General features: G+C 60.3%; 17 protein-coding genes. 6 read left to right on the top strand and 11 right to left on the bottom strand.

Going from position 1 to position 17,030, the window contains the following annotated elements; all coding sequences use genetic code 11:
- Nucleotides 1-13: 13 nt before the first annotated feature.
- Nucleotides 14-1,027 (bottom strand): AAA family ATPase, encoded by a 1,014-nt coding sequence (locus tag QO005_RS04015; RefSeq protein WP_307156699.1) that lies wholly within the window; start codon nucleotides 1,025-1,027, stop codon nucleotides 14-16.
- A gap of 164 nt (nucleotides 1,028-1,191) precedes the next feature.
- Between QO005_RS04015 and QO005_RS04020 the strand changes: the two genes are divergently transcribed.
- Genes QO005_RS04020 through QO005_RS04030 form a run of 3 tightly spaced genes read left to right on the top strand, consistent with a single transcriptional unit; the run spans nucleotide 1,192 to nucleotide 3,706 of the window.
- The gene (locus QO005_RS04020; protein ID WP_307156700.1) at nucleotides 1,192-1,815 is read left to right on the top strand and encodes a DUF1285 domain-containing protein; all 624 of its coding nucleotides are present in this window, start codon (nucleotides 1,192-1,194) and stop codon (nucleotides 1,813-1,815) included.
- Nucleotides 1,812-2,453 carry a CoA pyrophosphatase gene (locus QO005_RS04025; protein ID WP_307156701.1) on the top strand — a complete coding sequence of 214 codons (642 nt, stop codon included), beginning with the start codon at nucleotides 1,812-1,814 and terminating at the stop codon, nucleotides 2,451-2,453. Before QO005_RS04020 ends, QO005_RS04025 begins: the two co-directional genes overlap by 4 nt.
- The gene (locus tag QO005_RS04030) at nucleotides 2,450-3,706 is read left to right on the top strand and encodes a CCA tRNA nucleotidyltransferase (RefSeq protein ID WP_307156702.1); all 1,257 of its coding nucleotides are present in this window, start codon (nucleotides 2,450-2,452) and stop codon (nucleotides 3,704-3,706) included. Before QO005_RS04025 ends, QO005_RS04030 begins: the two co-directional genes overlap by 4 nt.
- Before the next feature lie 154 nt (nucleotides 3,707-3,860).
- On the opposite strand, the gene QO005_RS04035 is transcribed toward QO005_RS04030, so the two are convergent.
- The 3 genes from QO005_RS04035 to hemF all read right to left on the bottom strand — a co-directional run bounded on the left by QO005_RS04035 (nucleotide 3,861) and on the right by hemF (nucleotide 6,160).
- A complete protein-coding gene (locus QO005_RS04035; RefSeq protein WP_307156703.1) occupies nucleotides 3,861-4,052 on the bottom strand; it encodes a DUF1059 domain-containing protein in 192 nt (63 codons plus the stop codon).
- A gap of 226 nt (nucleotides 4,053-4,278) precedes the next feature.
- Nucleotides 4,279-4,551, bottom strand: coding sequence for a hypothetical protein (locus tag QO005_RS04040; RefSeq protein ID WP_307156704.1), 273 nt, complete (start codon nucleotides 4,549-4,551; stop codon nucleotides 4,279-4,281).
- 694 nt (nucleotides 4,552-5,245) lie between these two features.
- A complete protein-coding gene (gene hemF, locus QO005_RS04045; RefSeq protein WP_307156705.1) occupies nucleotides 5,246-6,160 on the bottom strand; it encodes an oxygen-dependent coproporphyrinogen oxidase in 915 nt (304 codons plus the stop codon).
- A 132-nt stretch (nucleotides 6,161-6,292) separates the two neighbouring features.
- On the opposite strand from hemF, the gene QO005_RS04050 reads away from it, so the two are divergent.
- A complete protein-coding gene (locus QO005_RS04050) occupies nucleotides 6,293-6,547 on the top strand; it encodes a hypothetical protein (RefSeq protein ID WP_307157067.1) in 255 nt (84 codons plus the stop codon).
- A gap of 13 nt (nucleotides 6,548-6,560) precedes the next feature.
- On the opposite strand, the gene QO005_RS04055 is transcribed toward QO005_RS04050, so the two are convergent.
- A complete protein-coding gene (locus QO005_RS04055; protein ID WP_307156706.1) occupies nucleotides 6,561-6,863 on the bottom strand; it encodes an alkylphosphonate utilization protein in 303 nt (100 codons plus the stop codon).
- Nucleotides 6,864-7,139: 276 nt separating this feature from the next.
- Here QO005_RS04055 and QO005_RS04060 point away from each other — a divergent pair, with 276 nt between their 5' ends.
- Nucleotides 7,140-8,141: a flagellin N-terminal helical domain-containing protein gene (locus QO005_RS04060; RefSeq protein WP_307156707.1), complete on the top strand. Its 1,002-nt coding sequence runs from the start codon at nucleotides 7,140-7,142 to the stop codon at nucleotides 8,139-8,141.
- Nucleotides 8,142-8,194: 53 nt separating this feature from the next.
- Here QO005_RS04060 and QO005_RS04065 read toward each other — a convergent pair whose 3' ends face one another.
- The 4 genes from QO005_RS04065 to petA all read right to left on the bottom strand — a co-directional run bounded on the left by QO005_RS04065 (nucleotide 8,195) and on the right by petA (nucleotide 11,590).
- Nucleotides 8,195-8,737, bottom strand: a complete 543-nt coding sequence (locus QO005_RS04065) for an adenine phosphoribosyltransferase (protein WP_307156708.1) — start codon at nucleotides 8,735-8,737, stop codon at nucleotides 8,195-8,197.
- 114 nt (nucleotides 8,738-8,851) lie between these two features.
- Nucleotides 8,852-9,706 (bottom strand): cytochrome c1, encoded by an 855-nt coding sequence (locus QO005_RS04070; protein WP_307156709.1) that lies wholly within the window; start codon nucleotides 9,704-9,706, stop codon nucleotides 8,852-8,854.
- 25 nt (nucleotides 9,707-9,731) lie between these two features.
- Entirely contained in the window at nucleotides 9,732-11,000 is a 1,269-nt protein-coding gene (locus tag QO005_RS04075; protein ID WP_307156710.1) for a cytochrome b, read from the bottom strand.
- Nucleotides 11,001-11,011: 11 nt separating this feature from the next.
- Complete coding sequence (gene petA / locus QO005_RS04080) at nucleotides 11,012-11,590, bottom strand: ubiquinol-cytochrome c reductase iron-sulfur subunit (RefSeq protein ID WP_307156711.1); 579 nt, start codon at nucleotides 11,588-11,590, stop codon at nucleotides 11,012-11,014.
- Between the two features lie 415 nt (nucleotides 11,591-12,005).
- On the opposite strand from petA, the gene QO005_RS04085 reads away from it, so the two are divergent.
- Nucleotides 12,006-12,950 carry an endonuclease/exonuclease/phosphatase family protein gene (locus QO005_RS04085; RefSeq protein ID WP_307156712.1) on the top strand — a complete coding sequence of 315 codons (945 nt, stop codon included), beginning with the start codon at nucleotides 12,006-12,008 and terminating at the stop codon, nucleotides 12,948-12,950.
- A 10-nt stretch (nucleotides 12,951-12,960) separates the two neighbouring features.
- Here the strand turns inward: QO005_RS04085 and QO005_RS04090 are convergent, their stop codons facing one another.
- The gene (locus QO005_RS04090; RefSeq protein WP_307156713.1) at nucleotides 12,961-14,826 is read right to left on the bottom strand and encodes an ABC transporter ATP-binding protein; all 1,866 of its coding nucleotides are present in this window, start codon (nucleotides 14,824-14,826) and stop codon (nucleotides 12,961-12,963) included.
- 194 nt (nucleotides 14,827-15,020) lie between these two features.
- Entirely contained in the window at nucleotides 15,021-16,880 is a 1,860-nt protein-coding gene (locus QO005_RS04095) for an ABC transporter ATP-binding protein (protein WP_307156714.1), read from the bottom strand.
- Nucleotides 16,881-17,030 lie beyond the last annotated feature (150 nt).

Raw genomic sequence — 17,030 nt, forward strand, 5'->3', positions numbered from 1 at the left:
CTGAAGCCTTTCCTCACGCCTTTGCCTGCCGCACCAGCGCGGCAATCACGTCGCGCACCGTCATGCCCTCGGCGCGGGCGGCAAAGGTCAGCGCCATGCGGTGTTCCAGCACGGGTTCGGCCAGCGCGTGCACGTCATCGATGGAGGGCGCAAGGCGGCCTTCGTAAAGGGCACGCGCCCGCACCGTCAGCATCAGCGCCTGGCCTGCGCGGGGACCGGGACCCCAGGCCACATGCTTGTCGGTCTCGGCATGACCCTGGCCGGGACGCGCCGAGCGCACCAGCGTCAGAATGGCATCCACCACCTTTTCGGAAACCGGCATCTGGCGAATGAGCCGCTGGATCTCGATCAGCCGACCCGCATCCAGGACGGCGCTGGCCTTGGCATCGGAAAGGCCGGTGGTTTCCAGAAGGATCTGCCGTTCGGCAGCCAGTTCCGGATAATCCACGTCCACCTGCAGCAGGAAGCGGTCCAGCTGGGCTTCCGGCAGTGGATAGGTGCCCTCCTGCTCCAGCGGGTTTTGCGTGGCCAGTACATGAAAGGGCTGCGGCAGGTCATAGCGCTGGCCCGCCACGGTGATGTGGTATTCCTGCATGGATTGCAAAAGCGCCGATTGGGTGCGGGGGCTGGCGCGGTTGATCTCGTCAGCCATCAAAAGTTGCGCGAAGACCGGGCCCTTGACGAAACGGAAGGAGCGGCGGCCATGCTCGTCCTGATCCATGACTTCGGTGCCGAGAATATCCGAGGGCATCAGGTCCGGGGTGAACTGGATGCGGTTGGCATCGAGGCCGAGTGCGGAGCCGAGCGTCGTGACCAGCTTGGTCTTGGCCAGACCCGGCACGCCGACGAGCAGCGCATGACCGCCGGAGAGAATGGCGAGAAGCGTGTTCTCCACCACCTTTTCCTGGCCGAAAATGACCTTGGACACTTCACTGCGGACGGTGGCGATATCGGCCAGCGCCTGTTCGGCGGCGGCGATCATGGCCTTTCCATCCAGTCCGGTGTCCGGGGTGTTGATCATGCCCATGATGGTCTCCTCGGTCAAACTGCGCTGTCTTCAGCTCATCGAATCGTGACGTCCGGAGACGACTTTATCCTTCATCATAACTTATTGCGCTGCTTATGGCTGACAAGCGCGTTTCAAATGACTATCTCGTGACGGTAAGGTTAAAGACGAAGCAGGTCACAATCATGGCAGGCGAAGAGGACAAACAGGCGGGCGAGACCGGCGATCTGGCCGCGCTGATTGCCCGCGCCGCCGAGCAGAGGGCAGGCGGCAAGGACGGTCTGCCGCCCGTGGACCGCTGGAATCCGCCCTTTTGCGGCGATATCGACATGGAAATCAAACGCGACGGAAGCTGGATCTACAATGGTTCGCCGATTGGCCGCGCGCCGCTGGTGCGGCTGTTTTCCACCGTTCTGCGCCGGGATGAGGATGGTGAGACCTATCTGGTCACGCCTGTGGAAAAACTGCGCATAAGGGTGGAGGACGCGCATTTCCTGGCTGTCGAGATGACGGTGAGCGAGCGGGAAGGCGAGCCCGTGCTGACCTTTCGCACCAATGTCGGCGATGTGGTGGAGGCGGGGCCGGAGCATGGATTGCATTTTGCGATAAGCGATGACGATCAGGCGGTGAAGCCCTATCTCAGAGTGCGCGGGCGCCTCACAGCGCTGGTGTCGCGGGCGGTGACCTATGAGTTGATGGAGCAGGGAGAGAGCATGGTGGTGGACGGCGTTGAGATGTTCGTGATCCGCTCGGCAGGCGCGGTTTTCCCGGTGATGGCCGTGCAAGAACTGGAGCGTCTCAGCCAATGACCAGCCTGACCCTGCCGCAGTTTACCGCAGACGAATTTCGCCGCCGCGCCGCCCACCAGAAGGGTGGCCCGCTGGATGAGTCCTGGCGCGACCATGGCGATCATGTGTTGAACACGGACATGTTGTTGCAGCTGGAAAACATGCGCCTGCGCGATGCCGCCGTGCTGGTGCCGGTGGTGGATGACGGTGCCGAGGCGCGGGTCATTCTCACCCAGCGCACCATGACGCTGCGCAAGCATTCCGGGCAGATCGCCTTTCCCGGCGGCGGTATCGATGACGAGGACAAGAGCGCCGAGGATGCCGCGCTGCGCGAGGCGGAAGAGGAAATCGGCCTTGAACGCCGGTTTGTCGAACCGGTGGGGCGCTTGCCGCAATATCTTGCCGGAACAGGGTTTCGCATCACGCCCATTCTCTCCGTGGTGCAGCCGGGCTTTACGCTGACGCCCAACCCGGACGAGGTGGCGGATGTGTTCGAGGTGCCGCTTTCCTTCCTGATGGACCCCGAAAATCATCGGCAGGAATCCAAGGTCTGGAATGGCGTTGTCCGCCATTTCTACGTCATGCCCTATCAGGAGCGCACCATCTGGGGCGTGACGGCGGGCATTCTGCGCACATTGTATGAAAGGCTTTATGCATGACCTCTGTTGCCGACCAGCCCTGGTTTACCGATGCCGCCTTGCAGAAGGTGCTGGCGCTGCTGAACAGCGACGGCGGCGAGGGGCGCGTGGTGGGCGGCGCGGTGCGCAACAGCCTGCTGGGGGAGCCGGTGAGCGATGTCGATATCGCCACGACGCTGACGCCCGATGTGGTGACGGCACGGGCGCTGGCCGCGGGCATCAAGCCGGTGCCAACGGGCATCGATCATGGCACGGTGACGCTGGTGGTGGAAGGCAGGCCCTTCGAGGTCACGACGCTGCGCCGTGATGTCGCGACCAATGGCCGCCATGCAGACGTCGCTTTCGGCACCGACTGGCAGGCCGATGCCGAGCGGCGGGACTTCACCATCAACGCGCTCTATGCCGATCAGCAAGGGCAAGTGATCGATCTTGTCGGCGGCCTTGCCGATATCGAGAGTGCCACGCTGCGGTTCATTGGTGAGGCGCGTCAGCGCATTGCCGAGGATCATCTGCGCATTCTGCGGTTCTTCCGTTTCTTTGCCTGGTATGGGCGCGGCAGGCCGGATGCCGAAGGGCTGCGTGCCTGTGCCGCTGCCAAGGGCGATCTTGCCAGATTGTCGGCGGAACGTGTCTGGTCGGAGATGAAGAAGCTCTTGTCCGCGCCCGATCCCGGCCGCGCGCTTTTGTGGATGCGGCAGGTGAGCGTGCTGACGGCTGTGTTGCCGGAAACCGAAAAATGGGGGATCGATGCCATGCCCGGCCTGATTGCCACCGAGCGGGCGCTGGGCTGGCAGCCGGATCCGCTGTTGCGTCTTGCGGCCATCGTGCCGGATGATGCCGAGAGGCTGAAGGCAATGGGCGAGCGGCTGCGGCTCTCAAAGGCGGAAGCCGACGTGCTTCGGCAGTTTGCCCTCGCGCCGAAGATTGCAGCGGAAACAGGCGAACGTGCGCTGGACCGGCTGCTCTATGATCACGGCACCTCCGGCATTGTCACACGGCTCAAGCTTGCCCTTTCGCTGGCGCGCAGCAAGGCTGAAGGGGATATAAAGGCGATGGGCGAGGCCGGAGCGTTTTCAAAGCATCTGGCGCAGGCCAAGGCCTATCAGAAACCGAGCTTTCCGCTTTCAGGCAGCGATGTCACCGGCACGGGAATTGCACCCGGCCCCGAGGTGGGACGGCTGCTGGGGCAATTGGAAAAAGAATGGGCGCAAAGCCATTTTACTCTCAGCCGGGAGCAGCTTTTGGCCCGGCTGAAGGAATTGTCGCTGGGGTGAAGCCTACTGCATAATTCCTTAAATAGGAATCGATTTAAGGATAAAATTATGCAGCAAATTTAAAGCGTTACAGCGAACCTTTGTGCGCCATATATGGCGCACGGCGCTGTAGAGGCATCACGTCATGCACTCTGGCAGATGAATAAAAACGACCTCAGGCCGCCTTTTCATCCCGGCTTTCGGTGATCCGTGCCTTGATATTATCCACCATGTTTTCGCGAATGATGGTTTCGCCGTGGACAGTGCGCATGTGCTCGACAGCCCTGCGCACCACCTCCGCCTCCTCATTGGCGCGGGTATGCCATTCGCAACCGGGCACCAGGGTGCCGCAATGGAAATGTTTCATAGTTTCCTCCTGCTTTTTGACCGGCGGGATTTAAGTGCTTTTTTCAGATATCGCCGATCTTACTAATAAAACAGAATGATCCCGCCGGTTGTTCCGGCGGGGGTGTGTTTCGATGAGAGCATTTCCAGGAAAAGTGGAAACCGGTTTCCGTCCGGAAATGCGTAAAAACAAACACTTAGAGCGCCGATCTGATTCAATCAGATCGGCGCTCTAAGATTTGTTGTGCCTATTCCGGCATCGCCCAGGCGTAAAATACCGAACTGCTGGCGTAGACAGCGGTTTTCGGCATCTGCCTGGCGGCATCATTGGCCGCGCTGCGCTCCGGGCGGTGTTGGCCCGCAAGCCGAAGCCTTGCCTGTTCCACGAAATAGCAATGCGGAAGATCCGCATCACTCGTGGCTTTCAATTCATGGGCAAGGCGGTCGATCAATTCAGCCGTATCGAGGTGGCGTTCCACGGGGCTGCGGTCTGCGGGGGTGGACATGCTATGCTGGGCCATGCTTTCCTCCATCCGTATGTATGAAGGATACCACTGCTCGGCATTAATCCAATATTAATTTTTTCACTTTGGCTCACAAACCTGCGTTTTTCTAACCAAAGTGAGACTGAATCCTGGAAGATTGTGCCGAACAGAGATTATCCGGCGCTTATTCGTAGATTGGCTCAGTCTTTGAGCTTTTACTCACAGTCTGTTCAAGAATTGCTGCTGGCCTGGTGAAAATGGGGATTTCGAGAACCGGAACGGAGCGTACTTAGAGCGCTTTTCGATCTGATTAAATCAGATCGGCGCTCTAGGGTCAAAACTCAATCAGGATGGGTGTTCTGTTGAACGGGATGGGATTGAATGGCCGCGAACAAGCGCAAGGCAAGGCCCTGAGGCCTTGTCGAGCATTGTTCGCAATCAGTCGGCCCATCCCGTTCAACCCTTCGGGCAAGGCGTATTTTGCGTCTGCGGGCGTCGGAAAGGTTTGAAAATGATCGGCATTTCCTTCACCTTTCCTCCTACTCAGACACAAAATACGCCTTGCAGAACACCCATCCTGATTGAGTTTTGACCCTAAGCTTCTATTTTTGAAGCATAATCTTGCCGATCCTCGTTTCACTCCGGTCGGATTATGCTCTAACGTACGTGAGGACCGGAAGCGTAGAAATTGCCATTTGCAGACGGCCAGCGGCGATTCTTGGACGGACTGTCAGGGCCAGCGCACCATGGGCGGCAGGGAAGAGAGGATCGACTCGACATTGCCGCCCGTCTTCAGGCCGAAGATCGTGCCGCGGTCGTAGAGCAGGTTGAACTCGACATAGCGGCCGCGGCGGACCAATTGCTCCTCGCGGTCGGCGTCGGTCCAGGGCGTATTGAAGTTCCGGCGCACGAGTTCCGGATAGACCTCCGCAAAACAGCGGCCTACATCCTGCACGAAGGCGAAGTTTTGCGGCCAGCGGTCAAAGGCCTCGCCCGCATGCAGCCAATCGAAGAAGATGCCGCCAATGCCACGCGGTTCGTTGCGGTGGGGCAGGAAGAAATACTCGTCGCACCAGGCCTTGTAGCGATCGTAATCGGCAATGCCGGGATGCGCCTTGCAGGCTTTCTCCATGGCCGCATGGAAGCTTTGCGTATCGGCATCTGTCTGGGTGCGGCGGCGATCCAGCACCGGGGTCAGGTCTGCGCCGCCGCCAAACCACTGGCTGGTGGTGACCACCATGCGCGTATTCATATGCACGGCTGGCACATGCGGATTGCAGGGATGGGCGATCAGCGAAATGCCGGAGGCCCAGAAGCTTGGATCTTCCTCCGCGCCGGGCATCTGCTTGCGAAATTCCGGCGAAAACTCGCCATGCACGGTGGAGGTATGCACGCCGACCTTTTCGAACACCCGGCCATGCATCATCGACATGCGCCCGCCGCCGCCCTTGCCATCCTCGCGCAGCCAGTCCTTGGCTTCGAAACGGCCCGGCTGCCGATCGCTCAGCGGCCCGGAAAGTTCATCTTCCAGCGCCTCGAAACTCTTGCAGATCTGGTCCCGGAGGCTTTCAAACCAGGCGCGCGCGGTGGCCTTCTTGGTTTCGATATCGGCAGGCAGGCCTTTCGGCAGAACGGGACGTTGCATGATCATCTCTTGAAAAATCCGGCCCTCCCATAGCATTCTCCGCCACGATTATCCATCAGCCGGATGCTACTTCAGCATTCTCTGGAAAAAACCGTGAAACCGGCCTATCTTCAGATCAAGACGGAGAATGCCATGGCAAAACGGTTTCCGCCGCCACCATTGCAGGGTTTGAAACGGCAGCTGGATCGCGCCCGAGGAGGCGAGGCCACGCCTTCCGGCTTCGTGCGCCAGACCTTTTGCCTGACGCGGGAGGAAGCCCGCGCCAAGGCGCGGGAATGGTTCGATGCCTATCCCAAGGCTGCTTACTGGACCGAAGTGGAAAGCTGGCGCCAGCTTGAGGGCGACCGCATCGAATTTACCATGCGGCGTCTGTCCAGCGCGGATTAATTTGCTGTGACGACTATCGCTTGCGCACGAATTCCGTGCGCAGCACCAGGCCCTTGATGGTGTCGTGGCGGCAGTCGATTTCCTCCGGATTTTCGGTGAGGCGGATCGAGCGGATCACGGTGCCCTGTTTCAAGGTCTGGCCGGCCCCCTTCACCTTCAGATCCTTGATCAGAACCACGGAGTCGCCATCGGCAAGCACATTGCCGGAGGCATCATGCACCATGGCTGCCTTGGCTTTTTCCGCCGCCAGTTCCGAAGCCGGACGCCATTCGCCGCTGGCCTCGTCATAGATATAGTCGTCATTCGTGTCGCTCATCGCGTCACCCCCGTTTCTCTGTCAGGGCGATGTACTGTGAATGGCGGGGCGATGCAATTTGAGGACGCGCGAAATTATCATTCACTTAAAATTTTAGAATTGCCGTAAGTAAAAATGAAACCTGTCATTGGCATGGTGGATGGCGGGGTAGGGTATGGATTGCGGTGATGCCTCCTGAAAGGCATGTATCGCCGCACTCGGCAGGCCGCATGGCCCGGTCCTAATCGCACTGCCTCCTCTATTCTTTTACCGCATCTTGCCGGATACCCCGTTCGGGTGAGCCGGGAAGAGGTGTCACTTCGGGGCTATCTGTCGCGCATGGCGTTTGTTTCCAGTCAATCCACCTTGTCATCGGCACTCTCTTCCGCGCGCAGCGTTTCGGCTGCACAGGATGCGAGCCTGAAGCGCATCTCCACGGGCAGGAAGGTGGATGAGGCCAGCGACAATGCGGCCTATTGGTCCATCGCGACCACCATGAAATCCTCCAATCTCTCGCTGTCCAGTGCGGAAGACGCTACCGCCATGTCGGCTGCCGTGGCGGATACGGCGGGGCTCGGCCTGGAGCAGGCGGGCGATCTTCTCTCGCAGATCCAGTCGCGGTTGATCCTCGCGAAATCCGTGGGCGCGAACAGGGATGCGATCAACGACGAGATCACCCAGCTCAAGGACCAGTTGGTGAGCGTGAGCCAATCCTCCAGTTTCAGCGGGGAGAACTGGCTGGCGCTGGGCTCGAACGGTCAGCCGAAAATCAAATCCATGGTTTCCTCGGTTGGCAGTGACGCCAGTGGCAATCTTCAGGTCAACGTCACGGATTTCGATACGGCGCAAAGCGTGCTGACCAGCCAGAACGACGCCTCCGATGGCATTTTGACACGCTCTTATTTCGGCGTCACGAAAAGCGGTAGCCCCTATGAATACTACCTGCTGGATACCGGCTCGAACACGCCGGCCTCGCCCACGGCTTCGGAAATTTCGGTGTCCGACAGCACCAGCAATGACCAGATCGACGGCATGATTTCGGCGGTGAGCGCCATGCGCTCCAGCGTCACCACCGCGACTGCCGCCGTGGGCGCCACCCGCAACACCATCTCGGCCAACAGTGATTTTCTCAATGATCTGCAGGATATCAACCAGATCAGCATTGGCCGCATGGTCGATGCCGATATGGAGGAGGAATCGGTGAACCTTGCGTCGGAAAAGGTGCGAGGCCAGTTGCAGACCATTGGCCTCAATATCGCCAACAGCCAGCAGAAGAGCCTGACCCAACTGTTCCTGTAAGGATGTTTGCAGGTCCGGGAGAAGGCCGCAAAAGCCTTGACCCGGATGATTCTTCAGTGACCGGAAAATTCCACCAGCGTGCGCACTTCCACGCCAAGCGCCTCAAGCTTCTTGCGGCCGCCGAGATCCGGCAGGTCTATGACGAAGCAGCAGGAGATGACATCGGCGCCGATCTGGCGCAGCAGTTGCACCGCGCCGACGGCCGTGCCGCCGGTGGCGATCAGGTCGTCGACCAGGATCACCTTTTCCCCCGGCTGTACGGCATCGATATGCATTTCCATTTCATCCACGCCGTATTCCAGGCTGTAGGCAATGCGCACCGTATCATGCGGCAGCTTGCCCTTTTTGCGGATTGGCACGAAACCGGCGGAAAGCTGATGGGCCACGGCGCCGCCCAGAATAAAGCCGCGGGCTTCCATGCCGGCGATCTTGTCGATCTTCAGACCCGCATAGGGCTGCACCAGTTCATCGACAGCCCGGCGAAAGGCGCGCGGGTTGCCAAGCAGCGTGGTGATATCCCGAAAGATAATGCCGGGCTTGGGATAATCGTTGATGGAGCGAATGGCGGCGGCCAGTTCGTGGGCGATAGTGGACATGAACGAAACTCTCAAATTCCTGTTTTTTACGCCGGACCTTATCAAGAAGCACCGCCGCACCAAAGAAAAAAGCGGCCCTGAGGCCGCTTTCACTCGGATCTTTGAACAGGAAGCTCAATGCCCCTTGTTGGCATAGACCGATTTCTTGGTGAGATAGAGCAGGGCCGAGAAAATCAGCAGGAACACCATGACCATGAAGCCGGTGCGCTTACGCTCTTCCAGATGCGGTTCCGCCGCCCACATCAGGAAGGCTGACACGTCCTTGGCGTATTGGTCGAGCGTCTGCGGGCTGCCATCGTCATAGGTCACCTGGCCGTCGGTGATCGGCTGGGCCATGGCGAGTGAGGCCGCATTGGCGAAATAGGGGTTGTAATGCGTGCCTTCCGGCACCGTTACGCCCGCCGGCGGCTGCTGATAGCCGGTGATGAGCGAGTAGATATAATCCGGCCCGCCCTCCTGGTACTGCGTAAAGATATCGAAGATGAAGGTCGGAAAACCGCGCTCGATGCCGCGTGCCTTGGCCAGCAGCGACATGTCCGGCGGTGCCGCGCCATTGTTGGCGGCGGCAGCGGCTTCCTGGTTGGGGAAGGGCGAGGGGAAATGATCCGAAGGCACGGCCTTGCGGGTGAACATTTCGCCCGAGCCGTTCGGCCCGTCCTGCACTTCATATTCGGAGGCGAAGGCCTTGACCTGCTCTTCCGAATAGCCGAGCCCTTCCAGCGTGCGGAAGGACACGAGCTTCATCGAGTGACAGGCCGAGCAGACTTCCTTGTAGACCTTCAGACCGCGCTGCAGCTGCGCCTTGTCATACTTGCCGAAGGGGCCGGCAAAGCTCCAGTCCACATTCTTTGGCTTGTGGATGGGGTAATGCGGGGTTTCACCCTCGGCATGTTCCTGGGCGATGGCAGCCGACAGTCCAAGCCCGGTGGCGAAGGCCAGGGAAAGGATGCTTGTTGCAAGCTTTTTCATGTTTTTATCCTCAGCCTTGGCCGTTTCACACTTCATGAGCCGCAGGGCGGCCTGCTTTTTCCAGAACGGCCTCGGTAATCGAGTTCGGAATGCGCCGGGGCGTTTCGAACAGGCCGAGCAGCGGCATGATCACGATGAAGAAGCCGAAATAGTAGAGCGTGCCGAACTGCGCCATGGTGGTGTAAAGATCGGTCGGCTGCCGCGAACCCAGCCAGCCGAGCAGGATGCAATCGGCCACGAAGACCCAGAAGAACAGCTTGTACCACGGGCGGTAGACGGCGGAGCGCACCTTGGAGGTATCGAGCCAGGGCAGGAAGAAGAGCACGATGATGGCGCCGAACATGGTCAACACGCCGCCGAGCTTGGAATCGATCGGGCCGATGTTGAAGGTAATGGCGCGCAGCATGGCGTAGAAGGGCAGGAAGTACCATTCCGGCACGATATGGGCCGGGGTCTTCAGCGGGTCCGCCATGATGTAGTTGTCGGGATGGCCGAGGAAATTCGGCATGTAGAAGACGAACCAGGCATAGCCGATCAGGAAGATGGCGACACCGAAGGCATCCTTCAGCGTGGCATAGGGGGTGAAGGGCACCGTATCGGTCTTGGACTTTACCTCGACGCCGGTCGGGTTGGTCTGGCCGGTCACATGCAGCGCCCAGACGTGCAGGATCACCACGCCGGCGATCATGAAGGGCAGCAGGTAATGCAGCGAGAAGAAGCGGTTCAGCGTCGGCTGGTCAACGGCAAAGCCGCCGAGCAGGAAGGTCTGGATCCACTCGCCCACCCAGGGGAAGGCCGAGAAGAAGCCGGTGATGACGGTGGCGCCCCAGAAGGACATCTGGCCCCAGGGCAGGACATAGCCCATGAAGGCGGTGGCCATCATCAGCAGGAAGATCACCACGCCCAGCATCCACAGCACTTCGCGCGGCGCCTTGTAGGAGCCGTAGTAAAGGCCACGGGCAATATGCAGGTAGACCGCGATGAAGAAGAAGGACGCGCCATTGGCATGCAGGTAGCGCAGCAGCCAGCCATGATTGACGTCGCGCATGATCTTCTCGACCGAATTGAAGGCGACGCTGGTTTCGGCGGCGTAATGCATGGCCAGCACCACCCCGGTCAGGATCTGCACGACCAGCATGACCGAGAGCATGGCGCCGAAGGTATAGGCGTAGTTCAGATTGCGGGGAACCGGATAGGCGACGAAGCTGTCATAGACGAGACGCGGCAATGGCAGCCGCGAATCGATCCATCGCGTCACGCCATTGGATGGCTGGTAAGTCGAATGCCCACTCATGAAATCCCCCCTCAGCCGATCTTGATGACAGTATCGGACGTGAATGCGTAATTCGGAATATGCAGGTTTTCCGGCGCCGGACCTTTGCGGATACGGCCCGCGGTGTCATAGACCGAACCATGGCAGGGACAGAACCAGCCACCATATTCACCGGCCTGACCGAGCGGCACGCAGCCGAGATGCGTGCAGGAGCCGATCATGACGATCCAGTTTTCCTTGCCCTGACCTGCGGAACGCGCAAGGTCGGTCGCCTGGGCGCCGTCCTGGGCGTTGGCGTTGCGCGCCACCGGGTCCTTCAGTTCGGCGATCGGAACGGCCTTGGCCTCTTCCACTTCCTTTTCGGTGCGGTTGCGGATGAAGACCGGCTTGCCGCGCCACTTGACCGTCAGCGACATGCCGGGCTGCAGGGCCGAGACGTCCACTTCGATCGAGGCGAGCGCCAGCGTCGATGCATCCGGGCGCATCTGGTCGATGAAAGGCCAGGCCACGGCGGCCGCGCCGACCACGCCCGCCATGCCGGTGGCCAGATAAAGGAAATCGCGGCGAGTGGGCTCGCCCGTGCTATCGCTATGTGTATGTTGTTCGCTCACGGTCCAATGATCCTCTTCGCATGGAATGCGACCAAGCGTTGTAGCCTCCCGGGCGGTCAAATTTTCGTGCGCCGCAATGCCGCCACAGATTCACCGCCTCCAAGCCAATTTCTACGTGCCGTTGGGAAATCTGTCCAGTCTCAAGCAGCAATCAGAGGCAACATGTCGCGGAAAAGTTTAGATATTCGCGATAGGCGCTTTTGCCCGCATTTGCAGGGCCTTGCGCTTGATCAAAAAGCCGGTCTGTCCCAAAACTCAACAGCAGACCCCGAATTTTCTCGGAATCTGCGCAAAGGAAATCTGTCAAGTGTCAAGGACCTTGCACTGCACACTCCGGTGTTGCACTGCGATCCGAACTGGACCATGGTGGCGCCGCACGGGAGGCCGATCTGCCGGCCGGCGGGAAGGATGATGCATGAGAGACGGGTTCCGGCATGGGGTGGGTGTTCTCCTTCTTGTCGCCTTTGGCATTGTCTGCCTGCGCGGCCTAACCGGTTTCTGGCCTCCGGGTTTCATTCATAGTTTGCAACTTCATGTTGGCCTTGCCATGCTGGCCGGCGCGGGGCTGATGGCGCTGCTCCGGCGCGGGTGGCTTGCCCGTCTTGCCTTTCTGGCGGCACTGATCGTCACGGCCCAGGCGGTGTGGCTGATTGTCCGGAGCCTGCCGTCCGCCCCGGCCGTGACCGCTGAGGCCGAGCCGCTGAAGGTGCTTTCCTTCAACGTTTTGGGGGATAATCTCGAAAACGGGGCGGCGATTGCCGATTTCATCCAAGCCTCCGGCGCGGATGTCGCCTATGTCATGGAGGCCGAACCCGTGGGCCTGCATCTGGATCGCCTGAGCAAGACCTATCCCTATCGCATCGGCTGCGGCGCTCATACAGATACCTGCGATCTGCTGCTTCTGTCGAAATATCCGCTGACCGATATCTTTGTCGGCTCCCTCAGCGATCTCAGGCGTGACCGCTTCGCCATGGCGAACATCAATGTCCGCGGTGCGCCGCTGCGATTGGTCGCGGCCCATCTGAGCAAGCCTTATTTCGACGATTATCACCTGGAGGAGACGGAGGAACTGGCCGATGTGCTGGAAGACTTCGATGGCCCGCTGCTGCTGGCCGGGGATTTCAACGCCTCGATCCTTGCGCCCGACATGCAGCGCCTGCTGGAGCGGACCGGCTTGACCACCACGGGGCTGGAGCCCGCCACCTGGCCCATCAGGGCAGGGCGGTTTGGCGTGCCCATCGATCACATATTTATCCGCGCTCCGCTTTCCGCCCGCAGCCTCACGCGCATACCCTCCAATTTCGGCTCCAATCATTACGGGCTGATGGCGGATCTGCTGCTGCCGAAATCGTCACCGTAACCGGAACCGATCAGGCGTCTTCCTCCATGGCGATTATGCCGCCGGACTGGCGCGCCCAAAGCTCGGCATAGAGGCCGCCTTTCGCCAGAAGATCCGCATGGCTGCCTTCTTCGATGATGCGGCCCTTGTCGATCACCACCAGCCGGTCCAGGGCGGCGATGGTGGATAGCCGGTGGGCGATGGCAAGCACGGTCTTGCCCGCCATCAACTGGTCGAGATTGGATTGAATGGCGGCCTCCACCTCTGAATCCAGGGCTGAGGTGGCTTCGTCCAGCACCAGGATCGGTGCATTTTTCAGCATGACGCGGGCAATGGCGATGCGTTGGCGCTGGCCGCCCGAGAGCTTGACGCCGCGTTCGCCGACATGGGCGTCGAAGCCTTTGCGGCCCCGCTGGTCCATCACTTTTTCGATGAAGGAGAGGGCTTCCGCCCGGTCGGCGGCGGCGCGCAGTTGGGCCTCATCGGCATCCTCGCGACCGAAGAGAATATTGTCCCGGATGGAGCGGTGCAGCAGGGCGGTGTCCTGCGTGACCATGCCGATGGCAGCCCTGAGGCTTTCCTGGGTGACATCGCGCAGATCCTGGCCGTCAATGGTGATGCGGCCCGCCTCGACATCGTAAAAGCGCAGCAGCAGGTTGACGAGCGTTGTCTTTCCGGCCCCCGAGCGGCCGACAATGCCGACCCTTTCGCCGGGCTTGATGGTCAGCGTCAGCCCGTCGATGGCGCCCTTGCCCCGGCCATAATGAAAGGAGACGTTCTCGAAGCGGATGTCCGGGCCGGTGACATTGAGCCTGCGGGCATCCTTCCGGTCGGTCAGCGCGATGGGCTGGGAAATCAGCTCGGCGGAATTCTGGATGGTGCCGATATTGCGCATGATGCCGTTCAACTGGGTCATCATGCGGTTGAGCAGCATGGTCAGCCGCAGCACCAGCCCCAGCGTGAAGGCCACGGCGCCGGGTGTCATCGCACCGCGAAACCATAAATCCATGCAGATGGCGGCAATGAAGACGATCATCAGCCCGGAGAGCAGCGCCAGCGATGACCGGACACCGGTGATCAGCCGGGCAAAGGGGGTGAGGGCCGCCTGAAACCGCTCGAAGCCTTCGCGGATATAATGATCGTTCTGCCGTTCCCGGCCAAAGAGCTTCAATGTCTGGATATTGGCATAGCTATCCACCATCCTGCCGTTGAGGGCGGAGGCGGCCTCTGCCGTTTCCCGCGCATGGCGGCGGATGCGCGGCACGAAGAGCCGGGCGAGCAGGCAGAATATGCCGATCCATCCGCCAATGATCGCCGCCAGCCGCCAATCGAGCTGCGCCACCAGCGCCATGGTGGAGATTGTGTAGATGATCATGAACCAGGCCACCTGCAGCAGCGAGGTCAGCAGATCGCCCACCGCCTGACCGCCCGACCAGACCTTGGTGACGATGCGCCCGGCAAAATCATTCTGGAAAAAGCTTAAGGCCTGACGGCTGGTATGCACATGCGCCTGCCAGCGGGCGAGATTGTAGAAATTGACGACGACGACCTGTTCTTCCACCAGCGCGCCGCCGGCAATCACCAGCAGGCGGACGATCAGCACGAAGGCCAGCATGCCGATCAGTTCCAGCCCATGCGCGGCAAACAGACCTTGCCAGCCAGCCTCGCGCGGCACGGTGCCGAGAAGATCGACCAGCCGCCCGGCAAACCAGAACAGCCCGGCCTCCACCACCGCCACCGCGCCGCCAAACAGCGCCATCATCAGAAAGGCGCCCTTGGCCTGACGCACATAAAACCACACGAAGCCCCAGACACCCGCAGGAGGCCGAAGGTCCTCCTTCTCAGCGAAAGGATCGATCCAGTTTTCAAACAGGCGGGCGATGTGACGTGTGAACATGAGGGTGATTTAAAGCATTTCCAGCAAAAGTGTACTCACGGTTTTGCGTGCGGAAATGCGGGAAGGGAAAAAGCATTTCCAGCAAAAGTGTACTCACGGTTTTGCGTCCGGAAATGCGCCACGGAGAAAGCATTTCCAGCAAAAGTGTATTTACGGTCCTGAGTATGGAAAGATCGAAAAAAAGAGGCAGCGGATTACTCCGCCGCCGCTTCCGTTTCTGTTTCCGTCTGGTCGGCCAGGAAGCCGCCGGACTGGCGGTTCCACAGATCGGCATAGATGCCGCCGTGGGAAACCAGTTGCCCGTGATTGCCGGTTTCGACGATGCGGCCCTTGTCCAGCACGATCAGCCGGTCCATCTGGGTCAGCGTCGAGAGGCGGTGGGCGATGGCGATCACCGTCTTGCCTTCCATCAGCGAGAACAGGCTTTCCTGGATGGCGGCTTCCACTTCCGAATCGAGCGCCGAGGTGGCTTCGTCGAGGATGAGGATCGGCGCGTTCTTCAGGAACACCCGGGCAATGGCAATGCGCTGGCGCTGGCCGCCGGAGAGTTTCACGCCGCGTTCCCCCACCTGGGCGTCCAGACCCTTGCGGCCCTGCATGTCCACGAGGGTTTCGATGAAGTCCCAGGCATTGGCGCGCCGGGCCGCCTCGATCACTTCCGCATCGCTTGCGTCTGGACGGCCATAGGCAATGTTGTCGCGGATCGAGCGATGGAGCAGCGAGGTATCCTGCGTCACCACGCCCACCAGAGACCGCAGGCTTTCCTGGGTGACCGTGGAAATATCCTGCCCGTCGATGGTGATGCGGCCCTTCTCGACATCGTAGAACCTGAGAAGCAGGTTCATCAGCGTCGTCTTGCCAGCACCGGAGCGGCCGACGAGACCGATCTTTTCACCCGCCTCTATGGTGAGCGAAAAGTCCTCGATCACGCCCTTTGCCTTGCCGTAATGGAAGCGCACCTGCTCATAGCGGATTTCGCCGCGCGGGGCGGTGAGCGCCTTGGCGGCGGGACGGTCGGTAATGTCATGCGGCTTGGTCATCATCTCCATGCCGTCATAGACGGTGCCGATGTTTTCGAAGAGGGCCGAGACTTCCCACATGATCCATTGCGACATGCCGTTGACGCGCATGGCAAGGCCGATGGCGACAGCAATCGAGCCGACCTCGATCGAGGCATGCAGCCAGAACCAGATGGAAAGCGCACCCACCGCAAACAGCACAAGGCAGTTATTGGCGTAGATCAGCACCTGAAACAGGGTGATCATCCGCATCTGGCCATGCACGGCGCCCAGAAATTCGTCCATCGCGCCCTTGGCATAGGCCTCCTCGCGGCCGGTATGCGAGAAGAGCTTGACCGTGCCGATATTGGTATAGCTGTCGACCACGCGCCCGGTCATGGAGGAGCGGGCATCGGCCTGTTCGGCGGAGATCTTCTGCAGGCGCGGCACGAAATAGGTGACGATGCCGATATAGATCAGCAGCCAGACGACGATCGGCACCACCAGACGCAGGTCCGCCGCGGCAATGATGACGATCATGGTGACGAAATAGGTGGTGACATAGACAAAGACGTCCAGCACCTTCATGGCCACTTCCCGCACGGCCAGCGAGGTCTGCATGACCTTGGTGGAGACCCGGCCCGCAAACTCATTGGCAAAAAAGGTCATGGAGTGGCGCAGCAGATAGCGATGCATCTGCCAGCGGGCAATCATCGGGAAATTGCCCATCAGCGTCTGATGCATCACCATGGAATTGAAGGTGGCGACCAGCGGCAGGGCAATCAGCACCACGAAGCCCATGCCGAACAGCTTCCAGCCATCCGTTTGCAGGAAGGTGGCGCGGTCGGCATGGGAGAGCCAATCAACGATATCGCCCAGAAAGCGGAACAGCATGACCTCGCCCAGTGCGATCAGGGCGCTCATGCTGGCCATCAGCACCAGCCAGAAGGCCACGGGACGGGTGTAATGCCACATGAAACGCACCAACCCGGCGGGCGGCGTCTGCGGCTCTTCCGCAGGATAGGCGTTCACGCGACGTTCAAACCAGGAAAACATGACAGGCTCCGAACTTGAAAAGGCACCCGTCCGCCAAGCTCCAGAGAGCATCGAACAGGCGGCACCTTGTTTAACGCCGCCAAGGCCGAAATGCGCCATGAACGGCAACGCGGACTTCACCTTGGCCACGTCGGCACGCGACAGGGGCAA

Source organism: Allorhizobium paknamense (assembly GCF_030815125.1).
GTDB lineage: Bacteria > Pseudomonadota > Alphaproteobacteria > Rhizobiales > Rhizobiaceae > Allorhizobium > Allorhizobium paknamense.

Excerpts from the sequence above, each read along its gene's own strand:
- QO005_RS04015 (WP_307156699.1), bottom strand. The coding sequence starts at position 1,027 with ATGGGCATGATCAACACCCCGGACACCGGACTGGATGGAAAGGCCATG.
- QO005_RS04020 (WP_307156700.1), top strand. The coding sequence starts at position 1,192 with ATGGCAGGCGAAGAGGACAAACAGGCGGGCGAGACCGGCGATCTGGCC.
- QO005_RS04025 (WP_307156701.1), top strand. The coding sequence starts at position 1,812 with ATGACCAGCCTGACCCTGCCGCAGTTTACCGCAGACGAATTTCGCCGC.
- QO005_RS04030 (WP_307156702.1), top strand. The coding sequence starts at position 2,450 with ATGACCTCTGTTGCCGACCAGCCCTGGTTTACCGATGCCGCCTTGCAG.
- QO005_RS04035 (WP_307156703.1), bottom strand. The coding sequence starts at position 4,052 with ATGAAACATTTCCATTGCGGCACCCTGGTGCCCGGTTGCGAATGGCAT.
- QO005_RS04040 (WP_307156704.1), bottom strand. The coding sequence starts at position 4,551 with ATGGCCCAGCATAGCATGTCCACCCCCGCAGACCGCAGCCCCGTGGAA.
- hemF (WP_307156705.1), bottom strand. The coding sequence starts at position 6,160 with ATGCAACGTCCCGTTCTGCCGAAAGGCCTGCCTGCCGATATCGAAACC.
- QO005_RS04050 (WP_307157067.1), top strand. The coding sequence starts at position 6,293 with ATGGCAAAACGGTTTCCGCCGCCACCATTGCAGGGTTTGAAACGGCAG.
- QO005_RS04055 (WP_307156706.1), bottom strand. The coding sequence starts at position 6,863 with ATGAGCGACACGAATGACGACTATATCTATGACGAGGCCAGCGGCGAA.
- QO005_RS04065 (WP_307156708.1), bottom strand. The coding sequence starts at position 8,737 with ATGTCCACTATCGCCCACGAACTGGCCGCCGCCATTCGCTCCATCAAC.
- QO005_RS04070 (WP_307156709.1), bottom strand. The coding sequence starts at position 9,706 with ATGAAAAAGCTTGCAACAAGCATCCTTTCCCTGGCCTTCGCCACCGGG.
- QO005_RS04075 (WP_307156710.1), bottom strand. The coding sequence starts at position 11,000 with ATGAGTGGGCATTCGACTTACCAGCCATCCAATGGCGTGACGCGATGG.
- QO005_RS04085 (WP_307156712.1), top strand. The coding sequence starts at position 12,006 with ATGAGAGACGGGTTCCGGCATGGGGTGGGTGTTCTCCTTCTTGTCGCC.
- QO005_RS04090 (WP_307156713.1), bottom strand. The coding sequence starts at position 14,826 with ATGTTCACACGTCACATCGCCCGCCTGTTTGAAAACTGGATCGATCCT.
- QO005_RS04095 (WP_307156714.1), bottom strand. The coding sequence starts at position 16,880 with ATGTTTTCCTGGTTTGAACGTCGCGTGAACGCCTATCCTGCGGAAGAG.